Raw genomic sequence first — 16373 nt, forward strand, 5'->3', positions numbered from 1 at the left:
ATGGCTACCAGCCGCTGTTTCAACTGCATTACTCGTATGTAAATCCAAATTTAGTATAGCATAGTTTCTTTATCCTAAAGAATCTTTCTATTTTTAAAGACAATAGGTGTAAGCAAAAAACAGAGCAGAAAAATCTGCTCTGTTTTTTGCTTACTTGTAATTTAATTTACTTCACCCAGAATTTTACGTACTTTAGTCATCTCTTTGGCTAGTTTTTGATAAGTAGGAATGATTTTTTTGTAGTTTTCAGTCGTTTGTTCATTTGGCTGCATCCAAATCTCAGGCTCCGTTTTTTGATCTAATAAAACAGGTTTATGTTGGATGATCGAACTTTCCAAGATCTCATTATCCACTTTCCCAAGCAGCACTGCTCCTAAACAAGAACTTTCAAAGCTAGTCGGCTGCTGCATCGGTCTACCAAATATATCTGCAAGCATTTGCTTCCATAAAGGAGAATTTAAAAAACCACCCGTTACTTTAATTGTTTTAGAAGGACCACCAACTTCTTGAATGAGCTGCCAAACTTCATAGAGATTAAACATTACGCCTTCCATAGCTGCTCTTACCATATGTCCAGTAGTATGACGAGAAGCTAAACCGATGTAACTACCAGTAGCTTCTGACTCCCATAGTGGCGCACGTTCTCCATTTAAGTACGGCAAGAAAAACAACCCATCTGCACCTGGGGTTACTATTTCAGCTAAACGATTAAGCTGCTCCAATTCTGTTTCAACCTTATTGTCCATTAATTGGCTTCCTTCAGGATAAAGTACAGACGTCAACCAGGCCATCACATTGCCACCATTATTTACAGCGCCACCGATGACCCAACGATTTTTTGATAAGTAGTAGCAAAATGTTCTACCTTCTGCATCCAATACAATTTGATTGGTTACCATGCGTATTGCTCCGCTCGTCCCGATTGTGATTGCTGTTTCTCCAGGATCCATTGCTCCAACCCCAAGATTAGATAGGCAACCATCACTGGCTCCAATAACTAAATCTGTTTTTGAATCAATTGCCATCTGTTCCGCATAAAACTCACGGATAGTCTGCCAGCGATGCGTTACATCAACAGGTTGGGATAACATAGACTCTTCGATTTCGACAAGTTCAAGAATTTCTTTATCCCATGCCAATTCACGAATATTGAACAAGCCTGTCGCTGAAGCAATCGAATAATCAATTTTGTATTCGCCAGTCAACTGGTACAGAACATATTCTTTAATGCCAATAATCTTCTTTGCTTTTTGTAAAATAGTAGGGAAATATTCTTTTAGCCACATTATTTTACTCAGTGGTGTCATAGAATGAACAGGAGTCCCCGTTTTCTGGTATAAAGCTCTCCAATCTGTGGTCTCTTTTAACTGAGCAACTAAATCGGCTGGACGATTATCCGCCCAAATAATGCAATTTGTTAATAATTCATCTTTTCCATCTACAACAATCACGCTATGCATGGCACTTGAGAAAGAAATAAAGTCCACTTGGTTTTTGATTTCTTTGTCTTTTTCCATCAATGTTCGAATAACCGAAAGGACTGCTTGGAAAATTGCCTTTGGATCCTGCTCTGCCATTCCTGCTTCAGTTTGACTAATAGCGTAACCTACATATGTACTATCGACCACTTGAAGGTCTTCTTGGTACAAAACGGCTTTTGTACTGGTTGTCCCAATGTCCACTCCAATGGTATATTTTGGTTGTTTTATCATAAATTTAGTCCTCCTTGCTTTGATACAACTATCTTTCAAATTCATTACGCGATGATTCAAACCATTAAATCTCTCTGCAACCGATTGCATCACGCATACTCTTACTATTATGAACCATTTTCAAATAATGTCTACTGTCACTTTTGGTTTCATTATTTTTTTGAGTAAAAAAGCAAGAAAAGATGAACGTATTCTCCTTTTCTTGCTTAGTCTATGCTGTTTTTTAATTTAATTCTGGCCAGAAACCTTTGTTAGCAATAATTAAATCATCTAATAAGTTTTTAGCTACCGCTGCATTTGGCACAATTTTAGACAAGCACAAAGCTTGCCATAATTTCTGGTAGCTTCCTTCAATGTACGCTTCAACAACCATTTTTTCAGCTGTGACTTGTTGCAACATTAAAGCTCTCTCAAATTGAGGAATCTTCCCTTGTGCTAATGGTTCTGGGCCATCACTACCGACGATACAAGGAACTTCTACCATAGCATCATCATCAAAGTTAGCGATAGCGCCATTATTTTCTACAATCAATAACATTCTTTCATGTGTATTAAAAGCAATAGCACGGGCTAAATCAACAATAAAAGAAGCATGGCTATCAATATGGAAGTTGCTATTTTCAGCTGTGCCTTTTTCAATGATTTCTTTAGCAGCTGTAAATACTTCTTTTTCACGACCAGCCATCACTTCGTTTGCACGCGTGAATTCAGGATTAGAATGAGCTACTTCATAATCTGGGTAAAAATAATATTTCAAATACGTATTCGGTAAGAAACGAGGTTCAATAGCCAATAAATCTTTAGCTTTTTTATGAGTCGCTTGCCAGCTCTCATCCATATGTTGAGTATCGACTTCAACTTGTGTCAAATAACCATTTTCAGCAACATATTCTTTAATCTCATCTAGGTATTCATGGCCAGTTGCAATATCTTTCACACTTGTCCACCAACCAAAATGATTTAATCCAAAATAACGGACTTCTAATTCAGCTGGCGTTTTTCCAATAATTTGAGACATTCTTCTTAACGTTCCCACAGGCATATCGCAAATGTTGAGTACTTTTGCATTAGGACGCATGACACGACATGCCTCCGCTACGATAGCTGCTGGGTTAGAATAGTTCAGCATCCAAGCATCTGGAGAATACTCTTCCATATAATCAATAATTTCCATCATGCCTGTGATACTACGCATTCCATAAGCAATTCCACCAGGTCCACATGTTTCTTGACCTACGATTCCATATTTCAACGGAATTTTTTCATCTTGTTCACGCATTGCGTACTTTCCAACTCGGATATGTGCCATACAAAAATCAACATCCGTAAAAGCTTCTTTTGGATCCGTTGTATAAGAAAAATCAATTTCGGGTGCTTGCTCTTTCAATAATATTTCAAGTGCCTCTCCTAAAACAGCTTGTCTTTCTCCATCATTATCATATAATTTTAGCGTTCGAATTGGAAAACGATCCACATTTTCGAGCAACATCATGACGATTCCTGGTGTAAATGTGCTTCCGCCTCCTGCGATTACGATTGAAAATTTCTTCATTAGTCATAACTTCCTTTCATCTTATCTTTTTATTTATTCTTCTGATTCTCTTCCTAAATAGTGATCGACTGATTTTCTCACACTGCTCACTTGCAACCCATAAACAACGTGGACATTGTGGTCTTTAATGATTACTCCACTTGCTCCTGTATCATTTTTTAAAGACTGCTCATCTACTATACCGGGGTTATGCAAGGTTAACCTCAAACGTGTGTAACAATTAGTTACCGTATCAATATTGTCTGGTCCTCCCAATGCTGCAACAATCGTGCTTGCTAAACCCGTATCCCCTTGATTCTCTGCACCACCGGAGGCAGGTTTAGCAGCCTTGCTTTCATTGTATTCTTTCTTAGAGTAAAGCTTTGTTTCCTGACCAGTATCTTCACGACCAATCGTTTTAAACTTGAATTTAGTAATCAAGAAACGGAAAGTAACGTAATAGATTGCGAAGAATACGAGACCAACCAAGATGTACATTGGCCAACCCGTTTTCTCAATACCTAATGGCACATTGTACAATAGGAAATCGATGAAGCCATTTGGTCCAATAGCTCGAACACTCAATAAATTCAACACCACCATACTTAATCCACTTAACGCTGCATGGACAATAAATAACAATGGAGCTACGAACATGAATGAAAATTCAATCGGTTCTGTTACTCCTGCTACAAATGAAGTAACCACTGCTGGAATTAAAATAGCTTTTGCTTTATTTTTATTCTCAGGGCTAGCTGTGTGATACATGGCTAAACAAGCTCCAATTAAACCAAACATTTTTGAAATCCCACGTGCATCCCAAATCACACTTGGAGATAAAACACTGACACTTGGATCGGCGATTTCAGCAAAGTAAATATTTCTTGCTCCTTCAAAAATTTGCCCTCCAACTTCTTGAATGCCTCCTAGTGACGTGTACAAGAACGGCGTATAAACCAAGTGATGCAGTCCTGTCGGAATTAATAAGCGTTCTAACGTTCCATATAAGAAAATCCCAAAATTTCCGCTTTGATTAATTAATGTTCCTAAGCTATTGATGCCGCTTTGGAAAAACGGCCAGATATATGTGAAAGCAATAGCCAATAAAACGACTACTGGAATCAATAAGATGAATACGAAACGCGTTCCACCATAAATTTGAAATGCGTTATTAAATTCTTTCTCACAAAACTTGTTATGTACAAGTGCTGTTACGATACCTAATATAATGCCAAGAAAAACACCCATATCGAGTACTTGAACACCTAATACCATGGTCTGTCCAGTACCTTGTAATGATTCACCTTCGAATAATACCCCACTAAGTTCCATAAATTTGTTCATCGCATTGATAAACACTAAGTATCCTAGTACAGCAGTAAATCCTGCTTCTGACTTTTTCTTTTTAGCTAATCCAACGGCTAGTCCAATACAAAATATTAGTCCAAGGTTGCTTAATATAGAAACTAACGAGCTAGATAAAATAGCACCAAAACCCATTGTGATGGGATTATTTAAAAAGGGAACGGTTTCAATCAACTTCGCATTTGTAAATAAATTACCGATTGCAATCAAGATTCCTGCGATAGGTAAAATCAATACAGGGATAAACATCGCTTTTGAGAATCGTTGCATACCATCCATCACTTTTTCTTTCATACTTCTTACCTCCAATTTTTTATTGTTTCATTTCTTTTCATAAACCTAGTTTATCTTGAAAGCGATTTATTGTATAGCGTTATGGGCACACAAAAAACGTGTTCCGCAACTTAGAAACACGTTTCATTCATCTGCTATTTCCTTTTGTAATCCATCAAGATACATTTTGAAAATATATTCCACTAACATTAGTAACCTAGGAAAAAAACTATTTGGCAACATATTTCGATCATCCAGTTTGTTATTGTCGGTTAGTTTAAAGTTTAAATCCGCTAATTCAGCGGCACGATTGCTTGTTTCTTTGGTAAAAGTAATCGTAAATATTCCCTGATCCTTTGCGACAAGCAACTTATCAATTACTTGTTGTGTCTCGCCAGATTTTGAAATTACAATAAAGGCGCCAATGTCTTCTAAATTATTTTCAAAGACACCAATCGAGTCGGTACCTGTAGCGATAACTGTTTTTTTACCTAATACCAATAGTTTTTTATAGAGATACTCTGCCATGATTGCTGAAAATCCAGTTGCATAAATAAAGATGTATTTTTGCTTTAAATATAGAACCTGTCGAATGAACTGATCAATGTCTTCTCTACTATTTTCTTTAAAAAAATCTTGTTGACTGATGCGCAAAAAATCTTCATCGTTGTCTGTTTGTTGACCTACTGTTCGTTTAACCATTGGAAGCAGCTGGTAATATAAGTCAATAAAACCCGTATAACCTAACTTCTTTGATAAACGAATAATAGTTGACGGAGAAGTATAGTTGTCTTTTGCTACGCCTCTTACACCTTTATCTAATACATCATCGATATTTTCAATAATGTAATGCAAAACTTTTATATCCAGTTCGGATAGTTTTTTTCCCTGAATCAGTTTGCTGATATCTTTCATTCGCATTCACCCCTTTTTCGTTGAGTCCCTTTTAATCCTTTTCTACTGCTTTAAGCCAAGCATTTGCAATAGTTTCATGTCCTGTTGGTGTAGGATGAACCCCATCTTCTCCTGTTAAGTAAGCGAAGTTTTTTTTGATTCCGATAGTATTCAGTATACCATCAAGTGGGATCAGATCCGCTTGAAATTCGTTAGCTAGTTTTCGCACCACTTCAATTCGTGGATTTAAGTCATGGCGCCATGCTTCACGATCCTTTGGATAAGGGAGCACAAAAGGCTCCATTAAAATAATTTGACACTTAAGTTCCCTTTGCAAGGATTCTAGTAATAAACGGTATTGTTGCTCAAAGCGTTGCAATTCCTCTATGCGTCCAAATTGTTCTTGGCCAACAGTATGCCAGGTATCATTGATTCCGATTAAAATAGAAACGATTGTTGGTTTTAAAACCAGGCAGTCTTCTCTCCAGCGTGCAGCCATATCGCTTAATTTATCTCCTCCGATTCCACGATTAAAAAACGTTAGCTCTAACTCAGGATAATGCTTTGTTAAATTTTTAGCGATTATTAAAGGATAGCTCTGACCTAAATCTGCTCCAGTTGTTCGGTCACGGTCGCCATCTGTCACACTATCTCCAATAAAAAAATGCGGTCTTTTTTATTTAGTTTCATATTCCATTTCCCTCTCTACTACCTGTTAGGTTTGCTTTTATTCTAGTGAATAATTCCTTTTAGTTTCTCGCATATTTCAGTTTGTTGAAAGCAGCAAACTGCTTGTTTGATCATTTTTCAAAAGTCGTTAAAATAGCTTCTTTTTTGTTTGTTTGCTATACTCATATTGTAAGGTTTTTAATTCTGCTTGGCTAGTTTAACTAGTGAAAGCAGCTTTAACCACTCATCAACTTAGTTCGAAAGGGGAAATATATATATGAAAGTAAATGCTATTTTAAGAACAGAGGTCGGATCTGCAGCGGCTAATCGCGACAGAAAAGAAAAGAAAGTTACTGCTGTTATTAACGGTAAAGGTATCACAAGTACTCCAGTATCATTAGATAGTAAAGATTTAGATAATGTTTTAAAAACATTAGGTAAAAATGCTATTTTTGACGTTGTTGTTAAAGATGGAGAAACTCACCAAGTAATTATCAAAGAGATTCAAAGTGCAACTCTTGTAAATCAAATTTTAGATGTTGAATTGCAAGTTGTCCAAAAAGGTGAAAAATTAACGGTTACGGTTCAAATTAATGTAGAAAACGCTGAGAACGTTAAACGCGGAATTGTTTCTCAAACATTAAACGAATTAGAAATCGAAACTCTTCCAGCTAACATTCCAACTGAATTCACATTGGATGCTTGTGCATTAGAAATTGGAGATTCATTAACCGTTTCAGATATCAAAGTTGATAAATCTATCACAGTATTAAGTGATCCTGAACAAACAGTAGTAAGTGTCTTACCTCCATCTGCTGAAGAACCTGAAACAGCTGCTGAAGCTGTTGAACCTGAATTAATTGGAGAAAAAGAAGAAGAAGCAAAATAATTATTCTTGACCAATTAATAAATGAATAAAACGAATAAAAACCTCCCATCCCTGGCTCTAAAAGCTCTGGATGGGAGGTTTTTATTTTTCTTGATCAAAAATTCATCTATCCTTCTTAGTGTGGATAGATAAATTTAGTTGATGCTTAACATTCTGGAGGGACAGGATTGCTTGTAGCCCTATGAAAAACTTGAAAGGGAATCACGGGAAATCATGCCCAAGTCTATCCTATTTGTAAGCAGCCACACTATTAGAAGAAAAGATCAAAAAAATATATTCAAGTATAAGAATAGAATATGGTAAACTTTGACTAAGAGCGAATCACGAGGAGAATAGTGAGATGGATAAAACTTATTTAGATAAATTTTACAAAAAGAGTCCTACTGAAAGAAAAAAGGCTCTTGTAGCCGCAGATGTGCTAACTGCTGACGATTTCCTGTTAACCCATAACCTACATTTGGCAGATGAACTAGCGGATAATATGATTGAAAATTATTTAGCCAATTACGAACTGCCACTGGGAGTAGCCTTAAACTTTTTAGTTGATGATAAAGACTACATCGTACCGATGGCCATTGAAGAACCTTCTGTTATCGCTGCGGCCAGCGCTGGAGCTAAAATCATTGCTCAAGCTAGCGGATTTAAAACAACAATTTCAGATCGCATAATGATTGGACAAGTCGCTTTAAAAGAGGTTCCTGATTTAACTCTTGCAAAAAGTAACTTGGCCAAATATAAACAAGATATTCTCAAAAAAGCTAATGAAGCACACCCTTCCATCGTCAAGCGCGGAGGCGGAGCCACTGAATTGTTTGTTCGCGTTATTGAAGCAAATCCTGAAGCTGCAACACCAGCATTTTTGATGGTGCATTTGCATGTATCTACTCTTGAAGCCATGGGTGCTAATATTATCAACACGATGATGGAAGGCATTACGGCTTATCTTGAAGAATTAACGGGTGGTACGGCTTTGATGAGTATCCTTTCTAACTACGCAACGGAATGTTTAGCTACTGCTGTTTGTCAAATTCCGGTGCACCTGTTAAAAAGACCTAACTCTAACTATTCTGGAGAAGAGGTACGAGATCGTTTAATTGAAGCTGGGCAACTGGCATATGTCGATCCTTACCGAGCTGTCACTCATAATAAAGGCATTATGAATGGCATTGATGCTGTTGTTTTAGCTTCAGGAAATGATTGGCGAGCAATTTCTGCTGGCGCTCATGCTTATGCTTCCCGCAGTGGACAGTATCGTGCTCTTTCTACTTGGAAAAAAGCTGAAAACGGTGATTTGATTGGCCAATTGACATTGCCTTTGCCTGTAGGGTCAGTTGGGGGCTCCATTTCAATTCATCCTGCTGCTCAGTTCAGCAAACGCTTGTTAGGATACGAATCTGCTAAAGAATTAGAAGCTGTGATTGTTTCCGTTGGACTGGCTCAAAATTTCTCAGCTCTTAAAGCATTAGTGACTGAAGGTATCCAAAAGGGACATATGGGCTTGCAAGCACGTTCTCTAGCCATCAGTGCTGGAGCTACTGGAACAGCCATTGAGCAAGTTGCAGAACAATTAAAACACGCTAAAAACATGAACTTAGCAACCGCAAAAGAATTACTTTCACACATTAATGTTTTAGATAATTAAAAAATGAGGTGCGATTTTAAAATCGCACCTCATTTTTTTAATTTTTTTTAGTAACGTATTGACGCATGTTGTCTTTTATACCCGCTAAATAAATAGCTGCTGTGTCTTTTGTAGCATCAAATTCTGCGGTCGATCCATCAACTGGAACGGTTTCTTGGAAAACAGCTTCATACTCTTCAATAGAGATCTCTGTTCGAGCCGCAAACAAATTAGCATGTTTTTCTACTTGCAAATATTCGCGGTAGTTTGGTTGTAAAATACCCGTAAAGAATTCTCCCACTGCACCAGATCCGTAACTGTACAGTCCGATACGAGAACCATCTTTTAACTGGTCACCTTGTTCAAGCAATGAAACTAAGCTCAAGTACAGTGAACCAGTATAGATATTTCCAACGTTGCGATTATATAGTGTGCTTGATTTGTAATTAGCTAATAAGCGTTCTTGATCTACTTCATTTGCTTCTTCTAATACTGTTCTCAAGGCTTTAAGTCCCATTTTTGTGTAAGGCAAATGGAAACAGATGGCTTCAAAATCATTTAAAGCTAAATCAGATTTAGCTTTGTATTGTTCCCAAACAGTATTGAAAAAGTGAATGTATTGTTCATTTGAAAACTTGCCGTCTACAAAAGCTTTGTCTGAATAAACAGGACGCCAGAAATCCATAATATCGACCGTTAGATACGCGCTTTTATCTTCTAAAGCCAATATCTTAGGATTTGCGCTGATTACCATAGCAACTGCTCCAGCTCCTTGAGTAGACTCTCCTGAAGTATTCAATCCATAACGTGCAATGTCAGAACCTAATACCAAAACTCTGCTTTCTGGATTTAAGGCAATATGCCCTTTTGCCATTTGAATTCCCGCAGTTGCTCCATAACAAGCTTGTTTCACTTCAATAGAACGCGCGTTGGGATTTAAGTCCAACAAGTGATGAACATAAACGGCTCCTGATTTTGAATTATCGATGCCTGACTCTGTACCAAAAATGACAAAATCAATTTTCGCTCGATCTTCATCATTTAATATATTTAATGCTGCATTTGCTGCTAATGTTACTGGATCTTGTGTAATTGGAGCAATTGCCATCTTTTCTTGACCAATACCAATGGTGAATTTTTCTGGTTCTACATTTCTCGCTACCGCCAACTTATTCATGTCCACATATAAATGTGGCGCATAAAAACCAATCTTGTCTATTCCAATTTTCAAAGAAAGGACCCCTTTTTTATTTAATGACTTCTTTTATACAGCTATACGTTCAACGTATACCTATCTAATGGCCTCTTCTACTAAGCTTTCTAACAAATCATAAATTATTCCTAATAAAAAAACAACTGTTTACAACAAAACTAAAGAGAAGTTTAATAAACTGATACACCACAAAGTGATGAAAGCTTTCACCTTATTAATTCTTCTTTAATCGCTACTAGTTTGGCTATTTCCTTTTTTAAACCATCTAATGGGTCGTGCCCACATGGGTATTCAATCGCCGTATTTATGTCGCTTGGAAATACTTTAAGTACTTCAGCGACAGCAATGTCGCCTTCGTTTAATAAAGTCATTTCTCCTGTAGCTGCTTTAATGTCTTTCAAATGGACATACGTTACATTTTTTTTCAATATTAGTGCATTTTTAACTGGATCTTCATGAACGAATATAAAGTTCCCAGTATCAAAGGTTACTGAAACAGTCGCCCCTTTTTCGGTTAACCGGGTACACAATTGGTTTAATTGTTCAGCTGTCGAATAACTTTCTTGACCATTTTCAATCGTAAAGTGATCAATTCCATACTCTTGCATTACTTTATTTAGAATACGCGCATCTTCTGTTGATACTTCTTCAAAGTATCCAGCACCAAATTTCAAATGCTTCGCTCCTAGTTCATTGGCTTCTTTTGCGTAAGAGATTAAAGTTGTTTCTTCCATCATCTGTCCTGTGTAAAGCAGTTCTGGCACAGAATACAATAATTCAAACCCGTATAATTGTGCGGCTTCATTAAGAGCTTTAAATTCAGATTCCTCTTTAATATAGTCTCTTCTAATTTCTACTTTTTTTATGCCCAATTGAGAGAGTCCTTCAAAGAATTCTAACTGTTTCTTTCCTTCTTTAACCAATTCATCAAAAACCAACATATTTACGACAATTGTTTCAGCTATCATTTTTATCCTCCTTAGTAACTACAGCTACATTTTTTTAGTTGAATTCAAAATAAAAATGGCAATCCATTAATAATAGATTACCATTTTTATCCTATTTATTCTTGTTAACTGTTCTAAACGTGCTGCCTTTACTTGATTTCTGTTTTATCCGGAATCTCAAATTCACTCTGTTCAATTAAATCTTTGTACCAAAAAGCCGATTTCTTTAATGAACGGTCTCTATTATTGTCTAAATCAATTCGAACTAATCCATAGCGGTTTTTAAATGCGTTCATAGGAGAAACACAATCGGTAAAGGCCCATAACATATACCCTTTACAGTTTGAACCTGCTTCAGTAACTTCAATCAAACTATTTAAATGCTCTGTAATAAATTCAATTCGGTAATCATCTTGTACAACGCCATTATCGTCCATAAAGCGCTCTTCCTCTTCAATACCCATTCCATTTTCTGTAATTATCCAAGGAATATTGCCATACTCATTCTTGATACGCATCCCAAAATCAACCATCATTTGCGGGTAAATTTCCCAACCTCTTGATTTATTCATTTTGCGTCCTGGTAATTCGAAATGATCATAGTAATACGCTGGATGGAATGGCGCTTGTTCATTCCATTGATGATTAGGTGCCTTCACACGATTTGGGTAATACAAATTGATTCCTAAGTAATCTACCGTGTTCTGTTTAATAATATCCAACTCGTCTTTTGTATAATCAAATAAGATATCATGTTTTTCTAAAAGCGGAAATAATTCTTCAGGGTATGTTCCTTTAACCAACGGATCTAAATAAATACGATTGAAAAACAAATCATACATCTCGGCTGCTTTTTTATCTGCTTCTGAAGAAGATCTTGGATAGGTCACTTCTGGATTAAGCACCACACCAATTTGTCCATCATAGTTGTTTCTATGGTACACTTCAACAACTTTTGCAGTCGCCAGAACTTTATGGTAATTCCACTGCATCCATTTTTTAGTGTTTTGTTCATGTGGATAACGGATAGCATCTAAGTAAGTTCGTGTTTGGATAACCACGGGTTCATTAAATGTAAACCAATGCTTTACACGGTCTGCGTAACGCTCAAAAACAATCTCTGCATATTGCGCAAATAATTCCACAACCTTTTTAGAACTCCAGCCATCGTACTTGTCTAACAAATAAGTAGGGAGCTCATAATGTTCTAAACAAAGCATTGGTACAACACCTGCTTCAATCAAGCTATCTACAAAACGATCGATATATGAAGCATAGTCTTCATCAACTTCTAACGTTTCATAATTCGTAAAGAAACGTGACCAATTGATAGAAGTTCTAAAATGAGTTAAACCGACTTCTTTCATTAAATCAATATCATCTTGGTAGCGTTCATAAAAATTAATTGCCACTCCTGGTCCATATCCTTCATGCCAAACATGACGTTCATTTTTATACCAGGTATCAAGATACGAATCTTGACCTTCTTTTTTACCTTTCCATCCTTCTGTTTGCCATGCAGAAGACCCCGCACCGATAATAAAATTTTCTGGAATAGTTCTTTTCAATTTATACACTCCTTCATTAATATTTCCAACTAAAAAATCGCTAGTTATCTAATTTAAATTAATTCGTGTTAATCTTCATGATGGCTATACAATAAAAAGTCATAAAATAAATCTTTTATGACTTTTTATGAATCACTATAAACTTACATTTAGTCGATTGCTAATCCTGCAAGCTTTTTATATACATCTACAACTTCAGATGCTAAATCTTTAAATGTAATAGCGTTCATCAAATGATCTTGGCTGTGCACAGCTAATAAAGAAACAGTTAGCTCTTCACCAGATGCTTCTTGCGTTAACAAACTCGTTTGAGCATGATGAGCTTCAACTAATGATTTATCTGATGATTCTAACTTTTCAGCTGCCAATTCAAAATCATCTTTTTTTGCAGCTTGAATAGCTTCCATTGCATCACTTTTAGCATTTCCTCCATGAATGATCAAACCCATGATTGTTTCGATATCGATTGATTGTCCCACTTTAAAACTTCCTTTCCATGTTACGTCTGATTAGTTCATTAATTCGATAGCTCTGTTTAATACGTTTTCACCATTCATTTTACCGTAATCTTGCATATTGATAATATCTAAAGGTATATTTTTGTCAGCCAATTTTTTCTCGAATTGACCTTTCATGAAGCGAACTTGAGGTCCTAATAACAAAACATCAACTTCTTTGCTTGCAAGATATTTATCCGCTTCTGCTGCAGATACTGCGAAAATATCAGTATCCATACCGCGTGCTTTTGAAGCTGCTTGCATTTTAGTTACCAATAAACTTGTACTCATACCTGCTGAACATACTAACATAATTGTTTTTTCTGCCATTATTTATCACTCCATTGTTTTATTTGCTTTACACTTATTATATTGCAATAAACGTGCCAAGTTTTACAAATGAAAACCTATTCAGAAAGCCTTTTCTTCAATCGTTTGCTGTTACACACTCAATCAAAAAAAATACACACTAATTTAGTGTGTATTTTCAAAGATGGAAATTAACTTTATTTTCAATAATCATCTGAGCTATATAGGCTATTTCATCCTCAGGAATAGCAATCTGATATTGTTTTTCTAATGGAATTAAGGTTACTTTGATAACATCCATAGTCATTCGATTCTTTTTAGCGTATTCATCTAAACCAGAGAACTTACGTAAAATCGTTCCCGTTTTTAGTCCTTCTATTAAGAATGCGATATGCAACATCATTCCCGTTTCGACACCTGCAGGAATCATAACGTTCAGTTCATTTTTCAATTGTTGCATTAACTTTTGTAAGAAATGCATCAACTGTTGCACCGAACCCACTTTTTTCAAGGTTCCCGTTAACGATTGAATCATTTCGTTAATTGGCAGCTCTTCTTCAACTTGATTTTTTAATAAACGTAATTTTTCATCATTAAAAATATCATAAGCAGTATAGAAAGGAATATTTTGGTAATCAAATTCAACTGTTCCTACAATTGCTTTAATTTCATAAGTTTCCATCAACTGATCAATACGTTGATTAAAGGCCTCGCGATGCAAAAATTGCAACGGAATAATACTGACATTATCAGAATCTAAAATTGGTCGAATGCGTTGTTCTAATTTTTTAGCCACTCCTTCACCGGTAAAACAAGTCACTAAAATGGCTTTCTTTTTCTTAACATCCATCGAAGTCAGTTGTTTTGTACTACTTTTCAATACCGTTTGGCAACTTTGGTAGATGTCTTCTAATGTGCGACCAATACTAGCCATTCTTACCGCCTCTAAAACAACTGGCGTGCTGACCATTGGTAAGGTTTTGATGCGTAAGCCTAAATCTTCTGCCAGCATATTTCCAAAGGTATTTAGAGACCCCATATCGGTTAGGATCAATAAACCTTGTTCATAAGCCTCTTTGTCTTCCATAATCGTTTGACGCACACGATTGTACATCACTTGTACTTTCATCGACAATGGCATATTAATTGCAATTCCTACCATTGTTTCTAAAAGTTCCTTTACTGTCTCTAACATACTACTGGCTGTTGTTTTCCCGTGCATTAAAACCATAATAGCCGTTGTTTTTTCCTGTTTCTTAATGCTATCTGCTTCTTCTTGTTTTGTCAGGAATAAGGTAATAAAGCCAATTTCTTCAAATGGGATTTCAATAGAATACGTCTCTTCAATCATTGCAGATAAGTCAATGGCTACTTGAAATTCTTTGGGAAAATTTTTGCGGATGTCATTCAAATTAGGAAACTCAATCAGTCGATTCTGAGCTATCCGCTCCAATGCACTCTGCAAATGCAAAGCAAAAGCAAATTCAATTTTAGTAGTGTAGGAACGGTTAAGTCTTTTTTCTGCGATTCTATACATTTGCTTAATCAATTCTTTTAAAATAGGATCAATCATCTGATGCCGTATATCTGATGTTTCTGATAAATTTTTAACATATTCATTAAAATAATTTTTATGACCTAGCCCTTCCAGTTGATAATTTCCCAATAGATTCTCATTCGTTTTTCTCACCAGATTATTTGCAGTTGTATCATTCATCACATTTTTAATTTGCGATTCCATTCCTTCAGTTAAAGGCTGATACGTAAATTCCGCTTTATCCTGTTGAATCAAACGCTCCATTGACTTAGGCATCTCTTTAATAAATAGCAATCCTTTTTGAACTTGAAGAGGCAAATCTTTTTGATCAATTTTCAAAACGTTACTTTTTTTAGTTCTAAAATTTAAAAAGGCTTTTGCACAAACAAGTTTTAAATCTCTTTGGAATTGGCCAATGTTGCCCTCTGGCTGATACAACATAAAGGCTAGTAAAACTTCTCTTTCAATCGTTATCTTTTGGTTGAGTCTTTGCGATTCTCTTTTCAAAAAGCTATCAATTAACTCATAACGCTCTTCAATAGTCCGTTCAGCTAACTCAGGCAAGGTGATTGACATTGGTATGCGTCGAGTAAAGGTTGACAACAAGACATCAGCTTTTTCAGTCGTAGCGCCAATAATCAAAACGTTCGCATGATACGTTTCATTACTTTCTCCTAATGGACGATAAATCCCCTTATCAATAAAGGTAAATAACATCTCCTGGCCTTCAGGGGGTAAACGATGAATTTCATCTAAAAATAAAATTCCATTATCTGCTTGGTGCAGTAATCCAGTTCTATCTTGATTAGCACCAGTATAAGATCCCTTTTTCACACCAAAAATGTGCCCAAATAACAATTGCGGATTTTGCGCATAATCAGCACAATTATAGGTAATAAAAGGGGCATCGGCAGATAGGGCTTTTGATTCCACTGCATACTGATACATACACTCTGCAAAGAGTGATTTACCCGTACCAGTTTGTCCGAAAATAATCGTATGCAATCCATTAGGCGGATACAAAATTGCCGATTCTGCTTGTTGAACCATCTCTTTTAGAGAAGCATCGTATCCAATTAAACGAGAAAAAGCTTTTTTATTGTGGTCTTCCTCTTCTGTATCTTCATCACTAAGAGTGGCTTGATACAACACTGGCCGACCTGGTAATTTCTTTATTTGATTTTCTTTATACAATTCATTCAAATACCGGCTAATATTCGTTCGGTCCAAAGATAATGCCGCTGCAATATCTTTGGCTGTGACGGCTTTATTTAGTTCATTTAAATGATCCAATACTAACTTTTTGCGATTCGTTGCCAATTTTCCTCCCCCTTAGTTTGAGAGCGTC

General features: G+C 36.2%; 13 protein-coding genes. 2 read left to right on the forward strand and 11 right to left on the reverse strand.

The annotated features are described in order from the left end of the window. Positions 1–161 precede the first annotated feature (161 nt). The 5 genes from CAT7_RS01115 to CAT7_RS01135 form a co-directional block, all read right to left on the reverse strand. Positions 162–1712 carry a gluconokinase gene (locus CAT7_RS01115; protein ID WP_007721049.1) on the reverse strand — a complete coding sequence of 517 codons (1551 nt, stop codon included), beginning with the start codon at positions 1710–1712 and terminating at the stop codon, positions 162–164. 223 nt (positions 1713–1935) lie between these two features. Further along, the gene (locus tag CAT7_RS01120) at positions 1936–3264 is read right to left on the reverse strand and encodes a 6-phospho-alpha-glucosidase (RefSeq protein ID WP_007721051.1); all 1329 of its coding nucleotides are present in this window, start codon (positions 3262–3264) and stop codon (positions 1936–1938) included. Between the two features lie 33 nt (positions 3265–3297). Further along, entirely contained in the window at positions 3298–4902 is a 1605-nt protein-coding gene (locus tag CAT7_RS01125) for a PTS transporter subunit EIIC (protein ID WP_007721052.1), read from the reverse strand. 123 nt (positions 4903–5025) lie between these two features. After that, the gene (locus CAT7_RS01130; RefSeq protein WP_007721053.1) at positions 5026–5796 is read right to left on the reverse strand and encodes a MurR/RpiR family transcriptional regulator; all 771 of its coding nucleotides are present in this window, start codon (positions 5794–5796) and stop codon (positions 5026–5028) included. 31 nt (positions 5797–5827) lie between these two features. Then, the gene (locus tag CAT7_RS01135) at positions 5828–6421 is read right to left on the reverse strand and encodes an SGNH/GDSL hydrolase family protein (protein WP_007721054.1); all 594 of its coding nucleotides are present in this window, start codon (positions 6419–6421) and stop codon (positions 5828–5830) included. 300 nt (positions 6422–6721) lie between these two features. Between CAT7_RS01135 and CAT7_RS01140 the strand changes: the two genes are divergently transcribed. Continuing rightward, positions 6722–7333 (forward strand): 50S ribosomal protein L25, encoded by a 612-nt coding sequence (locus CAT7_RS01140; RefSeq protein ID WP_007721056.1) that lies wholly within the window; start codon positions 6722–6724, stop codon positions 7331–7333. 340 nt (positions 7334–7673) lie between these two features. Continuing rightward, positions 7674–8975 carry a hydroxymethylglutaryl-CoA reductase, degradative gene (locus CAT7_RS01145; RefSeq protein ID WP_007721058.1) on the forward strand — a complete coding sequence of 434 codons (1302 nt, stop codon included), beginning with the start codon at positions 7674–7676 and terminating at the stop codon, positions 8973–8975. Between the two features lie 37 nt (positions 8976–9012). Here the strand turns inward: CAT7_RS01145 and CAT7_RS01150 are convergent, their stop codons facing one another. The 6 genes from CAT7_RS01150 to CAT7_RS01175 form a co-directional block, all read right to left on the reverse strand. Next, the gene (locus CAT7_RS01150) at positions 9013–10185 is read right to left on the reverse strand and encodes a hydroxymethylglutaryl-CoA synthase (RefSeq protein ID WP_007721060.1); all 1173 of its coding nucleotides are present in this window, start codon (positions 10183–10185) and stop codon (positions 9013–9015) included. A gap of 188 nt (positions 10186–10373) precedes the next feature. Next, positions 10374–11135, reverse strand: coding sequence for a sugar phosphate isomerase/epimerase family protein (locus CAT7_RS01155; protein ID WP_007721061.1), 762 nt, complete (start codon positions 11133–11135; stop codon positions 10374–10376). Between the two features lie 128 nt (positions 11136–11263). Continuing rightward, positions 11264–12682 carry a glycoside hydrolase family 1 protein gene (locus CAT7_RS01160; RefSeq protein WP_007721063.1) on the reverse strand — a complete coding sequence of 473 codons (1419 nt, stop codon included), beginning with the start codon at positions 12680–12682 and terminating at the stop codon, positions 11264–11266. Between the two features lie 149 nt (positions 12683–12831). Further along, entirely contained in the window at positions 12832–13131 is a 300-nt protein-coding gene (locus tag CAT7_RS01165; protein ID WP_197050122.1) for a PTS lactose/cellobiose transporter subunit IIA, read from the reverse strand. A gap of 60 nt (positions 13132–13191) precedes the next feature. Then, positions 13192–13509: a PTS sugar transporter subunit IIB gene (locus tag CAT7_RS01170; protein WP_007721071.1), complete on the reverse strand. Its 318-nt coding sequence runs from the start codon at positions 13507–13509 to the stop codon at positions 13192–13194. Between the two features lie 157 nt (positions 13510–13666). Continuing rightward, entirely contained in the window at positions 13667–16345 is a 2679-nt protein-coding gene (locus CAT7_RS01175) for a sigma 54-interacting transcriptional regulator (protein ID WP_007721072.1), read from the reverse strand. Positions 16346–16373 lie beyond the last annotated feature (28 nt).

Source organism: Carnobacterium sp. AT7 (genome assembly GCF_000171855.1).
Classification (GTDB): Bacteria; Bacillota; Bacilli; order Lactobacillales; family Carnobacteriaceae; genus Carnobacterium_B; species Carnobacterium_B jeotgali.